The sequence below is a fragment of the Curtobacterium luteum genome, from assembly GCF_001475545.1.
GTDB lineage: Bacteria > Actinomycetota > Actinomycetes > Actinomycetales > Microbacteriaceae > Curtobacterium > Curtobacterium luteum_A.
In genome coordinates this window covers 1-14,999 of the sequence record NZ_LDQC01000040.1, presented here as the reverse complement: position 1 = coordinate 14,999, position 14,999 = coordinate 1, and the positions used below count along the sequence as shown (strand labels likewise).

General features: G+C 71.6%; 15 protein-coding genes and 1 tRNA gene. 7 read left to right on the top strand and 9 right to left on the bottom strand.

The features are described 5' to 3' along the window. Positions 1-40: 40 nt before the first annotated feature. Together otsB and otsA are read right to left on the bottom strand one after the other, a co-directional pair. Complete coding sequence (gene otsB / locus NS184_RS07690) at positions 41-823, bottom strand: trehalose-phosphatase (protein WP_242862992.1); 783 nt, start codon at positions 821-823, stop codon at positions 41-43. After that, positions 816-2,402 (bottom strand): alpha,alpha-trehalose-phosphate synthase (UDP-forming), encoded by a 1,587-nt coding sequence (otsA, locus tag NS184_RS07685; protein WP_058725536.1) that lies wholly within the window; start codon positions 2,400-2,402, stop codon positions 816-818. The genes otsB and otsA overlap by 8 nt, the downstream gene beginning before the upstream one ends. A gap of 198 nt (positions 2,403-2,600) precedes the next feature. Here otsA and NS184_RS07680 point away from each other — a divergent pair, with 198 nt between their 5' ends. Both NS184_RS07680 and NS184_RS07675 read left to right on the top strand, forming a co-directional pair. Further along, entirely contained in the window at positions 2,601-5,210 is a 2,610-nt protein-coding gene (locus NS184_RS07680; protein ID WP_058725535.1) for a hypothetical protein, read from the top strand. A 67-nt stretch (positions 5,211-5,277) separates the two neighbouring features. Continuing rightward, positions 5,278-6,249: a magnesium transporter CorA family protein gene (locus NS184_RS07675; RefSeq protein WP_058725534.1), complete on the top strand. Its 972-nt coding sequence runs from the start codon at positions 5,278-5,280 to the stop codon at positions 6,247-6,249. Positions 6,250-6,314: 65 nt separating this feature from the next. Here the strand turns inward: NS184_RS07675 and NS184_RS07670 are convergent, their stop codons facing one another. Further along, entirely contained in the window at positions 6,315-7,466 is a 1,152-nt protein-coding gene (locus tag NS184_RS07670) for an SLC13 family permease (protein WP_058725533.1), read from the bottom strand. A gap of 94 nt (positions 7,467-7,560) precedes the next feature. Here NS184_RS07670 and NS184_RS07665 point away from each other — a divergent pair, with 94 nt between their 5' ends. Then, complete coding sequence (locus tag NS184_RS07665) at positions 7,561-7,752, top strand: hypothetical protein (protein ID WP_058725532.1); 192 nt, start codon at positions 7,561-7,563, stop codon at positions 7,750-7,752. Positions 7,753-7,875: 123 nt separating this feature from the next. Here NS184_RS07665 and NS184_RS07660 read toward each other — a convergent pair whose 3' ends face one another. Then, on the bottom strand, positions 7,876-9,051 hold the full coding sequence (locus NS184_RS07660) for a mechanosensitive ion channel family protein (protein ID WP_058725531.1): 1,176 nt from the start codon (positions 9,049-9,051) through the stop codon (positions 7,876-7,878). Between the two features lie 127 nt (positions 9,052-9,178). On the opposite strand from NS184_RS07660, the gene NS184_RS07655 reads away from it, so the two are divergent. Continuing rightward, on the top strand, positions 9,179-10,723 hold the full coding sequence (locus tag NS184_RS07655) for an amino acid permease (protein WP_058725530.1): 1,545 nt from the start codon (positions 9,179-9,181) through the stop codon (positions 10,721-10,723). A gap of 53 nt (positions 10,724-10,776) precedes the next feature. After that, positions 10,777-11,076 carry a hypothetical protein gene (locus tag NS184_RS07650; protein WP_058725529.1) on the top strand — a complete coding sequence of 100 codons (300 nt, stop codon included), beginning with the start codon at positions 10,777-10,779 and terminating at the stop codon, positions 11,074-11,076. Positions 11,077-11,366: 290 nt separating this feature from the next. On the opposite strand, the gene NS184_RS07645 is transcribed toward NS184_RS07650, so the two are convergent. From NS184_RS07645 to NS184_RS18285, 4 genes are all read right to left on the bottom strand, one after another. Beyond that, positions 11,367-11,579 (bottom strand): SCO4848 family membrane protein, encoded by a 213-nt coding sequence (locus NS184_RS07645; protein ID WP_058725528.1) that lies wholly within the window; start codon positions 11,577-11,579, stop codon positions 11,367-11,369. 142 nt (positions 11,580-11,721) lie between these two features. Continuing rightward, positions 11,722-12,648, bottom strand: coding sequence for a hypothetical protein (locus tag NS184_RS07640; protein ID WP_058725527.1), 927 nt, complete (start codon positions 12,646-12,648; stop codon positions 11,722-11,724). A 28-nt stretch (positions 12,649-12,676) separates the two neighbouring features. Next, complete coding sequence (locus NS184_RS18290) at positions 12,677-13,138, bottom strand: ImmA/IrrE family metallo-endopeptidase (RefSeq protein WP_058725526.1); 462 nt, start codon at positions 13,136-13,138, stop codon at positions 12,677-12,679. Next, positions 13,135-13,578: a hypothetical protein gene (locus NS184_RS18285; protein WP_058725525.1), complete on the bottom strand. Its 444-nt coding sequence runs from the start codon at positions 13,576-13,578 to the stop codon at positions 13,135-13,137. Before NS184_RS18285 ends, NS184_RS18290 begins: the two co-directional genes overlap by 4 nt. A gap of 65 nt (positions 13,579-13,643) precedes the next feature. Between NS184_RS18285 and NS184_RS07625 the strand changes: the two genes are divergently transcribed. Continuing rightward, positions 13,644-14,294, top strand: coding sequence for an IMPACT family protein (locus tag NS184_RS07625; RefSeq protein ID WP_058725524.1), 651 nt, complete (start codon positions 13,644-13,646; stop codon positions 14,292-14,294). A 96-nt stretch (positions 14,295-14,390) separates the two neighbouring features. Here the strand turns inward: NS184_RS07625 and NS184_RS07620 are convergent. Continuing rightward, positions 14,391-14,466, bottom strand: a tRNA-Lys gene (locus tag NS184_RS07620). Between the two features lie 100 nt (positions 14,467-14,566). Between NS184_RS07620 and bcp the strand changes: the two genes are divergently transcribed. Continuing rightward, the coding region (gene bcp, locus NS184_RS07615) for a thioredoxin-dependent thiol peroxidase (protein ID WP_058725523.1) at positions 14,567-14,999 on the top strand (433 nt) is incomplete at its 3' end.

Genomic DNA, 14,999 nt, shown 5'->3' with positions numbered 1-14,999 from the left:
CGTGGTCAGGCCGGTCGCGTGGCCAGGCCGGTCGCGGCGGTCAGCGCATCGCTCGCGCGCGCGCCAGTTGCTTCAGGACGTCGGTCAGGGCGGCCGGGTCGGCGACCCGGTACCGGGCGAGTGTGTCGCCCTCCCCCACCTTCACGCTGACGTCCCCGTCGCGGAGCACCCGGAAGCCGTCCTCGTCGGTGACGTCGTCGCCGGCGAAGAACACCGCGTCCGCGCCGCGCAGCTCGCGCAAGCGGTCGATCGCGTCGCCCTTGGTGACGTGCCGGACGGCGAACTCGAGGATGTCCTTGCCGCCGCGCTCGAGCACGGCGTCGTCGACCTCGTGGGCGACCCGGCTGGCCTCGGCGTCGGCGGCAGCAGCCGTCTCGGCGTCGACCCCACGGGTGTGGACGCCGACCCCGGCGGGCTTGTGCTCGATCCGGACGCCCGGGTACCGCGTCGCCACCTCGTCGATCGCCGCGCCGAGCCGCTGGACGCGCGCGGACTCGTCGTCGGTGAGGGCGTCCGCGTCGTGTCCGTCGACGCGCCACTCGACGCCGTGCGAGCCCACGAGCGCCATGCCCTCGGGGGCCTGGGTGACGCGGGCGAGGCCGTCGAGCGAGCGGCCGGACACGAGGACCACCTCGGTGTCGCGTGCCCGCTGGAGGGTCAGGACGGCCGCCCAGGAGCCGGGCAGTGCGCCGACCTGCGCCGGGTCGTCCGCGAACGGGGCGAGCGTGCCGTCGAAGTCGAGGGCGACGATGAGTCGCGGCGCAGCCGCGAGCGTCTCGACGGCCGACGACAGGGCGGACGGATCGGTGACCGTGTCAGGCACCACGGGCCTCCCGGGTGTCCTCGGCCGCACGTGCGGTCTGGGCGTCCTGGTCGAAGATCGACATGCCGTCGTCCTCAGCTTCGCGGTGAACGTCCTCCGTCGCGGACGGGTCGAGGCGCGAGCCCTTCGGCGCGTGCCGGTCGAGCGCCTCGAGGAAGGAGCGCGACCAGCGCGCCACGTCGTTCTCGCGGACGCGCTTGCGGAGCGCGCGCATGCGCGTGGAGCGTTCGCGACGCGGCATCTCGATGGCGCGCTGGATCGAGTCCTTGAGCGCGCCGATGTCGTGCGGGTTCACGATCACGGCCTGCTTCAGTTCGTCGGCGGCGCCGGTGAACTCGGAGAGGATGAGGACGCCGTCGTTGTCGAAGCGGGTCGCGATGTACTCCTTCGCGACGAGGTTCATGCCGTCGCGGAGGGCCGTGACGAGCATGACGTCGGCGGCGAGGTAGAGCGCGACCATCTCCTCGCGCGGGTAGCCGTGGTGGAGGTACGCGATCGGCTGGTGCCCGATGACGCCGAGGTCACCGTTGATCCGCCCCACCGTGAGCTCGATCTCGTCGCGGAGGGCTGCGTAGGTGTCGACACGCTCGCGGCTCGGGCTGGCGACCTGGATGAGTGTCGCGTCCTCGACCGCGACCCTGCCGTCCTCGACGAGTTCGCCGAACGCCTTGATGCGGTGGCGGATCCCCTTCGTGTAGTCGAGTCGGTCGACGCCGAGCAGGACCGTCTTCGGGTTGCCGAGGCTCGCGCGGATCTCGCGGGCGCGCTCCTGCACCTCGGGACGGTGCGCGATCTCCTCGAACCCGGCGGCGTCGATCGAGATCGGGAAGTGCCGCGCCTCGACGTGGCGGACGGTGATGCCCTTGCGGCTCCGCGGCGCGGCCGGGTCGTCGACGGGGACGTCGATGGTCGAGCCCTTCGTCGTGTAGCCCTTGATGTGGCGCACCGCTCGCAGGAAGTCGCTCGCGTCGTCGTGCCGCTGGAAGCCGATGACGTCGGCGCCGAGCAGCCCGTCGAGGATCTGCGCGCGCCACGGCAGCTGGGCGTAGATGCCCACCGGCGGGAACGGGATGTGGTTGAAGAACCCGATCGTCAGGTCGGGGCGGAGTTCACGGAGCAGGGCCGGCACGAGCTGCAGCTGGTAGTCCTGCACCCACACCACGCCGTCCTGCTCGACGATCCCGGCGATCTGGTCGGCGAAACGCTGGTTCACCCGCTTGTAGGCGTTCCACCAGTCACGGTGGTAGCTCGGGTGCTCGATGACGTCGTGGTAGAGCGGCCAGAGGGTGTCGTTGCTGAACCCCTCGTAGTACTCCTCGACGTCGTCCGTGCTGAGCGGCACGGGGACGATGTGGATGCCGTCGTTGTCGAACGGGGCGACCTCGACCTCGGGCTGCCCCACCCAGCCGACCCATGCGCCGTCGTTCGCGCGCATGACCGGTTCCAACGCGGTCACGAGGCCGCCGGGCGAGTGCCGCCAGCCCTCGTTGCCGTCCTCGTCCACGACGCGGTCCACCGGGAGGCGGTTCGACGCGACGACGAATGCGTAGCGGGAGGGATCGGTGTCGTCAGCAGCCATGGGGTGGTGGTGTCTCCGTTCGACCGGCTCGGTGCACCCGGGGCGTGGTGCACGTGGACGAAGCCGAAGTTACCAGCGGGACGCCAGCAGATTCACGGCTCCTCGGCAGGATGGATATGATGCTCCCTCGTGTCGGGGGGACACGAGGTGCCCACAGGGGTGGTGCCGGCCTCCCGGTCGGAAAGGACACCACCGCTCGTGAGCGATCAGCCTCCCGTTCCTCCGCTGCCGCCGCAGCAGCCCGCTGCCACGCCGACCCCGACGCCGGCTCCGGCGCCGTCCGACGGCTTCGACCGCCTCCTCCGCGCGGTGCCCGGACGCGACTGGCTCGCCGCCGTGCTCGGCGCGGTCGGGGGCTGGGTCGCCGCCTACGTCGTCGCCGTGGTCTCGCTCCTCCTCACCGTCGCGGTCGCCGCAGCGGGCGGGTCCGGCGGCGGGTCGTCCGACCTCGGTTCGTCGAGCGGCATCGGCGGCGGCTCGGGCGTCCCCGACGTGCAGTCGCTCCTGTCCGGCGTGAGCGTCATCCTCGGCGCGCCCGCGCAGCTCGTCGTGCTCGCCGACCTCGGTCGGCTCCACGGCTCGGGGTCGATCGGTCTCCTCGGCTCCGGCTCCGGCTCGATCGGCGTCGTCCCGGCGGTCGTGCTGGCCGCGCAGGTCGTGCTCGCCGTCGTGCTGACCCGCCGGATCCGGTCGCGCGTGGTCGCGCTGCCGCAGCTCCTGCTCACGAGCGCCGTCAGCGGCCTCGTGCTCGTCGCGCTGACGACGTTGACCGGACTCGTCCTGGCGATCCGCTTCCCGGAGGTGGACGGCGCGACCATCGAGCCCGTGCACGGTGTCGGGCTCGGCAGCATGCTCGGCTCCTTCCTCATCGGCGCCCTCTCCGCCCTGCTCGCCCGTCCGGCGCTGCTCGTCCGCGGGAACGTCCTCGTCGGCCGGGTCCTCGGCACCGTGCGGGTCGCCGCCTCGCAGCTCGTCGTCCTCGTCGCGGTCGTGTCCGTCGTCGTCGTGGTCGTCGCGCTCGTCGCCCAGCCGTCGTGGGGTGCCGCACTCCCGCTGCTCGTCGGGAACGCCGGAGTCGTCCTGACCGCGCTCGGGTTCCTCGGCGGGATCGGCAGCGGCGGCCTCGGTCCGGTGAACAGCACCGCGACCGTGTTCGGCGGTGCCGGTGGGTGGACCTGGCTCGTCGTGCTGCTCGTGCTCGTCTCCGCGTTCGCCGCCGGCCTGGCGCTCGCCGTCCGCCGGAACGACCGTGCCCGCAGCACGCTCGACTGGGTCGTGACGCCGGTCGTCTGGGCGCTCGGCGGCCTCGTGCTCCTCGTCCTCGGCACGCTCGTGGTGTCCTACCGCGTCAGCGGGGCGAGCACCGTCGGCGGCTCCGGCTCGGTCGGGGTCACGCCGTGGACGCCCGTCGTGTTCCTGCTCTGGGGCGCGGCGATCGAGGTCGTCGCCCGGTACGTCGCGCCGGTCCTGCTCCCCCGTCTCGGCGGCGGGGTGCTCCTGCGCACGGCGAAGCTCGTCGGGACCGACCCGCAGCCGGCGCCCGCGTGGGCCGTGGCCGGGAGCCCCGCCGCGGGCGCCCCGGCAGCCGGGGCCCCGGCATCCGGTGCCCCGACGACCGTGGCTCCCGCGGTCGGTGACCAGGCCGCCGCGCAGCAGGTCGCCGCGCAGCAGGTCGCCGCTCCGGGTGCCCCCGTCGCGGACCCGCAGGCCACCGACGCCGCCGCCACGCAGGCACCCGTCGACGGCGTGTGGGCCCAGGCGCCCGGCGTCGGCGCGCCCGGTGCCCCCGGCGTCGGTGCCGCTGGTCCCCAGCCGTTCATCGGCGGTCAGGCGACCGCGCCCGCCCCGATGTCGCCGAAGGCCCGCAAGGTGCTCGTCCGCTCCCTCGTGGCCGCGGGCGTCGTCGTGGTGGTCGTCGTCGCCGGTGCCGTGACCACCGGCGTCCTCCGGTCGAACGTGTGGGGCCCCGCTCCCACGGCGCGGAGCTACATCGAGGCCATCGCCCGCGGCGACGCCGACGCCGCGTCCCGGATGACCGAGGCGCCGTCGAACGCGTCCATGCTCGACGCCGCCGTGCTGAAGAGCGCGTCGGACCGGCCGACGAACGTCCGCATCGGCCGGGTGTCCACCTCGGGCGACACCGCGTACGCGACCGTCCGCTACCAGCAGGGTGGCTCGGCCCGCACTGGCGACATCACGCTGGAACGCACCGGCACCTCGTTCCTCGTCAAGGACGAGTGGCGTGTCACGAAGCCACTCGCCGACCGCGTGTCGATCACGGCGAGCGACGTGCTCGAGGGCGCCGACGTGACGGTCGGCGGGAAGAAGGTCGGCGCGATCGAGAACGGCGCGTTCGAGTCGCTCGCCTACCCCGGCAGCTACGAGGTCGAGGTCGGCGGGACGAAGTACTTCACCGGTGGCACGAAGACCGTGAAGGTCGGAGCGTCCGCAGCCCCGTACCTGTCCTTCCAACCGGAAGCGACGAAGGCCCTCGAGCGCGATGCCGAACAGTACGTCTCGGACCTCATCGACAGCTGCGCCGAGAAGACCGACATCGGGTACGGCGACGGCTGCCCCTGGTACGGCCCGTACGACGCCCAGGGCTCCGTGCAGTACACCGTGAAGTCGAAGCCCGAGCTGACGGTCGAGTCGTCGGGCAGCGGCTACGTCGAGGTGAAGAGCACGAAGGACGGGCAGATCGCGTACTCGTACAAGGACTTCTTCGGCGACGCCAAGAAGGGGGACGACACCTTCGACGTGGACACCTACTTGAAGGTCGAGGACGGCGAGCTCGTCTCCGCGTACTGAGCACACGCACACCACGACGACGGCCGGTCCGGGACCTCCGGGCCGGCCGTCGCCGTACGCTGGGCGGATGGTCATGACGAGGGCGTGGCGGAACGGCACCGCAGTCGAACGCGACTTCCCGGTCGAGCGCGTCTCCGACCTCGTCGCCGAACCCGACACGTTCGTCTGGGTCGACCACACGGACCCGCGCCCGGAGGACCTCGCGGACCTCGAGGAGGAGCTCGGTGTGCACGCCCTCGCGGTCGAGGACGCGCTCGAGGGCGGCCAGCGACCGAAGCTCGACCGCTACCGCGAGAGCCTGTTCCTCGTCGTCTACGACGTCTTCGGCCGGACCGACACCGGCGACCTCGTGACGCACGAGGTGAAGGCGTTCGTGACGAAGCGGGCGCTCGTCACCATCCACGGCGCCGACGTGGACCTCCGCGACGTCGAACACCGACTCGACGCGAACGCCGACATCGCCGACCACGGTGTCCCGTGGCTGATGTGGGCGCTGCTGGACACCGTCGTGGACCACGCCTCGGACGTCGTGGAGGACCTCGACGACGCGGTGACCGCGCTCGAGGACGACCTGTTCGAGCACGGCAGCAGCCGCGAGCGGCAGATCCAGCGCCGATCGTTCCTGCTCCGCAAGCAGCTCGGCGTGCTCCGTCGACTGGTCGTGCCGACCCGGGACAGCGTCACGTCGGTCCTGCACGGCGACGCGGAGCTCGTGGTCGACGGCATCCGGCCGTACTTCCGGGACGTGCAGGACCACCTCGTGACGATCGCGGACTCGGTCGAGCAGCTGCGCGAAGCGGTCGGCAGCGTGCTCGACACGAACCTCGGGATCGCGTCGAACCACCAGAACGTCGTGATGAAGAAGGTCACCGGCTGGGCGGCGATCATCGCGATCCCGACGGCGATCACCGGCTTCTTCGGGCAGAACGTGAAGTTCCCCGGCATGAGCCAGTGGAGCGGTCTGTTCCTGTCGCTGGGCCTGATCGTCGCGACCTCACTCGTGCTCTACCGCGTCTTCAAGAGCAAGGACTGGCTCTAGCGCTGCGGCGCCAGCCGCGCCCCGCGCCCGTCAGAGCCGCAGCGCGAGGACCCCGGCCACGCCCGTCAGATCCGCAGCGCGAGCACCCCGGCCACGACCGTCAGCGGTGCGACGACGCACCCGAGGGCCATGTAGCGCCCCCACGACAGGTGGACGCCCTCGGACGCGAGCCGCGCGTGCCACAGCAGCGTCGCGAGGGACGCCCACGGGGTGATGAGACACCCGGCGTTCACCCCGACGAGGAGCGCCGCGTACCGGAGCGCCTCGTGTCCGGCCGCGGGCTCGAGCACGAGGTACGCCGGCAGGTTGTCGATCGCGTTCGCCGCGACCGCGCCGGCGCCGCCGAGCGCGAGGAGCGACCCGGTGCCGGTACCGCCGGGCAGGGCGTCCACGATCGGGTCCGTGAGCCCGGTGGTGTGCAGCGTCTCGACGACGACGAAGAGACCGGCGGCGAAGACGAGCGTCGACCACGGTACGCGCGAGACGCGCAGCTCCGACGGCGCCCGGAACGCGGCCACCACGACGAGCAACACGGCGGCGACGACCGCGGCGATCCAGACCGTCACCCCCGCGGTCAGCGCGACGACGAGCGCGACGAGCACCGCCGACGCGGACCAGAAGAACACCGGGTCGGATGCCCGACGGACCGGCACCGGCGTGTACCGGCCGAACAGCTTGCCGCGGAAGACCACGAGCAGCACCGCGCACGGGATCACCACGCCGGCGAGCGCCGCCCACACCATGAGGCCCGCGAACGGGATCGGTCCGTCGAGCCCGATGCGGTCGACGGCGAGCAGGTTCGTGAGGTTCGACACCGGCAGCAGGAGCGACGCGGTGTTCGCCAACCACACGGTGGTGAGCGCGAACGGCATGGGCGGCAGGCCCACGCGTCGGGCGAGCGTGATCACGATCGGTGTGAGGAGCACCGCCGTCGTGTCGATCGACAGGAACACCGTGCAGACCACCGCGAGCACGACGACCGCGGCCCAGAGGCCGATCGTCCGACCGCCGCCGACGCGGGCGGCGAGGTCGGCGAGGCGGTCGAAGACCCCGGCGTCCGCGGCGAGCTCGGCCACGATCGTGAGACCGAGCACGAAGCCGAGCACCGGCACGACGCGGTCAGCCAGTTCGGCGAGGTCGGACAGTGGAAGGAGCCCGAGGGCGACGCACACGGCACCGACCACGAGCAGGACTCCGCCGATGACGGCCTGACGCACGCTGACTCCTCACGAGCACGCCGGCCCAGGGGTGACCGGCGGCGCTCCAATGTAGCGGCCGGTAGCGTTGACGGGACGACCAGAGGAGGAACCCGTGCGGAAGTTCATGTTCAGCGGTGCCGTGTGGAGCTCGATCATCAGCGGCTACAGCGTGGTGCAGACCACCCGCCAGGGTCCGCGCGACTGGCGCCTCGCGCTCACGTGGGTGGCGTGGCTCGCGACGACCATCGTCGCGATCGGCACGGTGGTCGAGGACGACCGCGCCGTGAAGGCGCGTCAGCCGTAGAGCGGCGCCCCGACGGGTCGCGACGCGACCACAGGACGGACGGGAGGCACGTGGCGGGTCCGCCACGTGCCTCCCGTCCGTCCGTGGGGTGCGTCCTCCCAGCGGAACCTGGTTCCGGTGGGGTCAGTGCGGCGGGGGCACGTCCGACGCCCGGACGTCGGACGTGCTGATCGGCCCGGTGAACATCGCGGCGCGCTCGTCGTGGTCGCCACCGAAGAGCGCCGACGAGGCGGCGGTCGACGCACCGCGTCGCCGCGGCGCGGCGACGTCCTCGACCATGAGCACGCGCTGCACGGGCTGCGCGTCCGGGTGCGTGCGCTGGATCCAGGCGACGAGCTCCTCGCGGACGTAGCAGCGCAGGTCGAACAGCGACGGGGCGTCGTGCGCCGTGACGAGCACGCGGACGTGCACGAACCCCTGGACGGCGTCGGTGACCTGGAGCACCTGGACCCGCCGGTCCCAGAGCTCGGTCCGCTCGAGGATCCGTTCGAGCTCGGCCCGCATGTCGCCGGGCCGGACCCGCCAGTCGAGGTCGAACTCGACGGCACCGAGCAGTTCGCTGTTCGTCCGGGTCCAGTTCTCGAACGGGGTGCTCGTGAAGTACGTCGACGGGAGCACGAAGCGGCGGTCGTCCCAGAGGTGCACGACGACGTAGGTCAGGGTGATCTCCTCGATCCTCCCCCACTGCTGCTCGACCACCACGACGTCGTCGACCCGGATGGACCCGGAGAAGGCGAGCTGCATGCCGGCGAACACGTTGCCGAGCGTCGACTGCGCCGCGAGCCCGGCGATCACGGAGATGAGCCCCGCGGACGCGAGGACGCTCGCGCCTGCAGCCTCGACCCCGGGGAAGGTCAGCAGGATCGCCCCGACGGCGATGATGACGAGCACCGCCACGGTGAGGCGGCGCAGCACGAGCACCTGCGTCTTGACGCGGCGGGCGACGCGGTTGTCGGGAACGTCCGTCCGGTAGCGGTGGAGGCCGAGGGACTCGAGGAAGATCGCGACCTCGCACGCGAGCCAGCAGCCGGTGCCGATCACGGCGATGAGGAACACGTGCGAGACCTCGTCACGCCACGGGTACGTGCGGGTGTCCGGGACGCTGGCGGCGAAGGCCGTCCAGAGCAGGGCGATCAGGAGCACGGTCCGGAACGGGTGCTTCGTCCGACGCGAGAGCACGGACGCCCATCGCTCCCGGCGGGCGAGGGAGCGGAACACGAGGTGGGTGACGAGCGCGGCGACGGCCGTGACCAGCAGGGCGAACCCGACCGCGACGAGGAGTCGGAGGAGGATGTCCATCCCCCCATGCAACCAAGTCGAGGAGCGGTGTGGTCCAGCCGGACGGGACGGCGACGGCCGGTCTGCTCCGGGTGTCGCCGCGGGTTGTGGGCCACCCCGGGTCGCTCGCACCTGTAGCGTGTCGCGCATGACAGCGCAGAACGACACGGGAGCCCGTCGCGCCCCCGCGCAGGACTTCTCGCACGAGCAGGAGGGCTACCAGCACGGTCTGAAGCCCCGGCAACTGCAGATGATCGCGATCGGCGGGGCGATCGGCACCGGCCTCTTCCTCGGTGCCGGTGGACGGCTCAACTCCGCGGGCCCCGCGCTCGCCATCACCTACCTGGTGGCCGGGATCTTCGCGTTCTTCATCCTCCGTGCCCTCGGCGAGCTCGTGCTGCACCGCCCGTCCTCGGGGTCGTTCATCTCGTACGCCCGCGAGTTCTACGGCGAGAAGTTCGCGTACGCCGCCGGGTGGATGTACTTCCTGAACTGGGCGATGACCTCGATCGTGGACACCACCGCGGTCGCGCTCTACATGCAGTACTGGAAGCCGTTCACCTCCGCGCCGCAGTGGCTCATGGCGCTCATCGCGCTCGTCGTCGTCCTCGCGGCCAACCTCGTCGCGGTCAAGGTCTTCGGCGAGCTCGAGTTCTGGTTCGCGCTCATCAAGGTCGCCGCCCTCGTCGCGTTCCTCGTGGTCGCCCTGGTGTGGCTCGTCTTCGCCTTCCCCGTCGAGGCGGGCGGGCAGGCGGTGCAGACCGGCTTCTCGATCCTGCAGAACAACGACGGCGTGTTCCCGAACGGCCTGTTGCCCGCGGTGCTCGTGATCCAGGGCGTCGTGTTCGCGTACGCGGCGATCGAGCTGGTCGGGACGGCCTCGGGCGAGACGCAGGACACCGAGAAGGTCATCCCGCGCGCCATCAACTCCGTCGTGTTCCGCATCGCGGTGTTCTACGTCGGCTCGGTCGTGCTGCTGTCGCTCCTGCTGCCGTACACGTCCTACAAGGATGGCGAGAGCCCGTTCGTGACGTTCTTCTCGTCGATCGGCAACCCGCAGGTCGGGAGCATCGTCGGGTCGATCATGAACTTCGTCGTGCTCACGGCGGCGCTGTCGTCGCTGAACGCCGGCCTGTACTCGACCGGCCGCGCGCTGCACTCGATGGGCATGAACGGCTCCGCGCCGAAGTGGACCACGAAGATGTCGCGCGGCGGCGTCCCCTACGCGGGCATCCTGCTCACCGCGGGGTTCACCGTCGTCGGCGTCGTGCTCAACTACTTCGTGCCGAAGCAAGCGTTCGAGATCGCCCTCAACGTGGCGAGCCTCGGCATCATCACGGCGTGGGGCACGATCATCCTCTGCCAGATGAAGTTGCGGAGCTGGGCGAAGCAGGGCCTCGCGAAGGAACCGACCTTCCGCCTGCCCGGCGCCCCGGTCACGGCGTGGCTGACCCTGGCGTTCCTCGCCTCGGTGGTCGTGCTCATGGCCATCGACTGGCCCGTCGGCACGTTCACGATCGCGTCGCTCGTGATCATCATCCCGTTGCTCGTCGTCGGCTGGTTCCTGCAGCGCGACCGCATCCTCCGCATCGCCGCGCTCCGTGAGGGCGTCACGGGTCCGTACCCGATCACCGGACGCGATCCCGCGAACCAGGTGCGTCGCGACGGGACGGGCGACCAGTCCGGGAAGTGACACGTCCTCCGGACGACCGTGACGGGTCCGGCTTCCGCCGATAGCATCGGCGGGTGCCGGACCCGTCGCTCATCCCCTCGCTCGACCTGCAGCTGACCTGGCGCGGCACCTTCGGCCGCGTGCGTGTCTTCCACGACCGGGTCACCGCCGAGACCAGCTACGAGCGGCCCGGTCGCACCGAGGTCCCGATGGCGTCGGTGCGGGGGTGGCGCATCGAGCCGTGTGACTTCGACGCGGTGTGCGTCGAGTTCGTCACCGACGACGACACGTTCCGGGTGCTGCTCGACACCACGGACGAACGCGTCGCCGACCACGCGCTCCGACGGGTGCTCGGGCCGCCCCTGACGGACTGACGTCCGCCGTTCGGACGTCGACGCGGAACGACGACGCCGTCGTCGTGCGACGACGGTCGTGTCGTGGAGGGACGGCGCTCAGTCGCTCCGCCCCTTCACCGCGGCAGCGTCGTCGAGCTGCCGGCTCGCGTCGCCGAACCCGTCACGAGGGCGGCTGGGAGGCCCGTGGCGGCGCCGCCACGGGCCTCCTGGCCGCTGCGTGAGCACGACGCGACGGCGGGCGTGCGGGCATCCACTGCGCGCGCGCGATGCGACGGGCGGCTTGCATGCGTCCGCTGCGCGGCCGCCGGTCAGATCAAGACGAGGATGCCCGCCACGACCGACGCGACCGCGATCACGAGCGCGGTGACGACGAGGACGAAGTGCACCCGCCAGAACGTCGTCGGCCGGCCTGCGGCGTCCCGCGCCCGCGGGTCCTTCGCGACGCGCTGGAAGAAGCGCGGCCAGGCGACGACGTTGAACACGGCGCCGATGAACAGGACGAGGGCGGCGAAGACGAGCACGAGCCGATCGTAACGACCGCTGCCGACGTGCGAGCTGGAGCCGTGCCGACCGGCGGGGCTCGGCCGCCCCCAACGCGGTCGAGACCCACCGGTCTGTAGCAATTGCTACAGACCCTACACGGCGGCTCGGCGACCGTCGACCTCAGGCTGGGTCGAGCGCCCCCTCGGCCGCGGCGAGGACCGCGCGTTCCTCCGGCGTCAGCACCGTCCGGCTGGCGCGTGCCCCGTCGTTGATCTCGACGATCGTGCGGCTCAGGCGGGTCTCCGGGTCGGAGGTCGCCGGGTACGCGTTGTCCGTCCCGATCCGGTCGTGGAGCGGTTGCAGGCTCCGGATCGCCCGCTCCACCGTCCCCGTCCGACGGGCACGCCACACCTGGTGGCCGATGACGAGCAGGAGCATCCCCGACGCGACGCACAGCACAGCGCCCGGCGTCGTGACGTCGTACGGCAGCGCGAGCGCCCGGGTCACGGCGAGGTCCCCGACCAGGTGCGCGACGTCCATCACGACGACCACGACCATGCGGACCACACCGAGCACGCCGCCGAGCACGAGCGCCCAGAGGCCGATCCGGTCGACCACCCCGCGGGCCTCGCCGAGGCGGAGGAGACAGATGGACCCGGTCGCGCCGAGTGCCACGCCGAGGTACACCGTCTGCGACACCGAGTAGACCACGGCAGCCGGGTGCGCCCCGGCATCGAGCATGAACGTCGTCGTGGTCGGCGGCTTCTCGAGCACGGTGAAGGCGGTCACGACGACGACGAGGACCACCCCGAACACCACGACGATCGCGTTGCGCAGCCAGCGCCCACCGAAGCCGACGGCCTTCGCGACGCCCCACAGCAGGGTGCTCGTCCCCGCGACCATGAGGCAGTCGCTCACCACCGTGACGAGGTTGAACCCGCCGAACAGCGGATCGACCCACCGGTAGAGCGGGTCGACGTTCGTCACGATCGTCGCCGCGAAGAGCAGGAAGGTCACGGCGAGGGTGCGGTCCTGGCCCCGCTGGAGGACGAACAACACGACGGTGCCGACGACGAGCAGGAGCGCCTGGGCGACGGCCAGGATCACCGCGGCACCACCGGGTGGCGGTCGGGGCTCATCCGAAGACCCCGCGGAAGTCGCTCGGACGGGTCCGGGCGGCACGGATGACCTGCGCCAGCCGGTCGGCGAACAGCTCGGCCTCCCGTTCGAACGCGTTGTCGAACAGGCCGCGGGCCATCGCCCGCTCCACCTTGTACTCCGGCAGGTCCGGGATCACGTCGCGGATGTACGCCGACTGCGCCTGGGCCTCCTGGTGTCGATGGAGCACGTGCCCGAGCTCGTGCCCGATGACGAACGACCGGAAGGTCGGCGACGGCGTCGGCGAGATCATCACGAGGTGCCGGTGCTCGAGCGTGGCGACGAAGCCGCACACGGGTTCCTCCGCGAGGAACGCCTCCTCACGGACGACGATCGGCTTGCCCACGATCGCGGCTGCCGCGGCGACGGCGTCGTCGACGTCCGACCAGCCCTCGGCCGCCGCCCGTGCCCAGAACGCCTCGACGAGGTCGGCGCTCACGCGACGCTCCCGCGCTGCGACTCCTCCTCGAGCACCTCGGCGATCCGCCGCAGCGCGTCGGCCGAGAGCTCCCCCGGGAAGGTCCGGGCCGCGAAGCCGCTCACCCGCGCCGTCCGGAGCGAGCGCACGAGGGCGAGCTGCGCGCTGATCCGCTCCGGGACCGCGCTGTCCTCGAGCAGGAACCGCTCGTCGACCTCGAAGAACCCGGCGAGCAGGCGGAGCAGACCGGAGTCGCGGTTGCGCCGGCCGTCTCCCGAGAGCATGTACGTCCACTTCGCCCGTGAGAGCGAGCCTCCGTGGGCCGCGACGTACTCCTCCACCGCGGCGAACGGCACGGGGGAACCGCGCTGCGCCTCCTCGAAGTCGAGCAGCAGGCTGAGCCGTCGGGCGAGCTCCGGGGCGTCCAGCGCGCCTCCGCGGTCGTCGACGACGCGGTCCATGTCGATCCGGCTCCTCCCCGGTCGTCAGCAGTGCAGGTCATGCTAGCGCCGGTAGCCTCGATCCGGTGAGCGCGCCCCTCCCCTCCACGATCGCCGCCCCGGTCGAGCACGAGGTCGTCGTCACGAGGTCGCGCTTCATCACCGTCGTCGCACCCGTCGCGGACGTCGCCGACGCCGACCGGGTGATCGCGGAGGTCCGGAAGCGGCACTGGGACGCGCGCCACCACTGCACGGCGATGGTGACCGGTGTCCTCGGGGACCAGGCGCGCTCCTCCGACGACGGCGAACCGGGCGGCACCGCCGGGGTCCCGATGCTCGAGGTCCTCCGTCGGCGAGGCCTCACCGACCTCGTCGCCGTCGTCACGCGGTACTTCGGCGGGGTGAAACTCGGGGCGGGCGGACTCGTCCGTGCCTACTCGACCTCGGTGTCGGAGGCCCTCGATCGAGCGACCGTCGTGCCGCGACGGTCGTTGACCCGCGCGACGGTCGCGGTCCCGCACGCCGAGGCCGGGCGGATCGACAACGTGCTCCGCGAGTGGGTCCGGCACCACGACGCGGTCCTCGGCGACCCGGCGTACGGGGCCGTCGCTGCGTTCGAGCTGTGGGTGCCGGCTGCCGAACGGGAGCACCTCCGAGCGGACCTCGCGGCGGTGTCGGCGGGAGCCGTCGACCCGGTGTTCGGCGAGGAGCGGATCGTCGACGTCCGCAGCGACTGAATTCGGGTCCGGGCCACCACTCGGGCGTGTCGCCGTTCCCGGTCGTCCGACTCCGGGAACGACGAAGGCCCCGGTCCGTTCGGACCGGGGCCTTGCTGGTGCACCCCCTGGGACTTGAACCCAGAACCCACTGATTAAGAGTCAGTTGCTCTGCCAATTGAGCTAGAGGTGCGTTCGCTGCGTTCCGTTTCACCGTGCTGCAACGGGAAACAACAATAGCATGGCTTCCGGGTGCTCACGACCACCGGGCACCACGATCGAACAGGAGCACCATGACCGACCGTCTCGCTGCCGGCGACACCGCCCCCGACTTCACCCTCCCGGACCAGGACGGCACCGAGCACACGCTGTCCGACCTCCGCGGCAAGAAGGTCATCGTGTACTTCTACCCGGCGGCGTCCACCCCGGGGTGCACGACGGAGGCCTGCGACTTCCGGGACAACATGTCGTCGCTGCAGGCGGCCGGCTACGAGGTCCTCGGCGTGTCGAAGGACGAGCTGCCCGCGCTCGCGAAGTTCCGGCACGAGCAGGCCCTGACCTTCCCGCTGCTGAGCGACCCCGACCTCGAGGTGCACAAGGCGTACGGCGCCTGGGGCGAGAAGAACAACTACGGGAAGATCGTCACCGGCACGATCCGCTCGACGGTCGTCGTCGACGAGGACGGCACCGTGCAGCTGCCGCTCTACAACGTCAAGGCCACCGGGC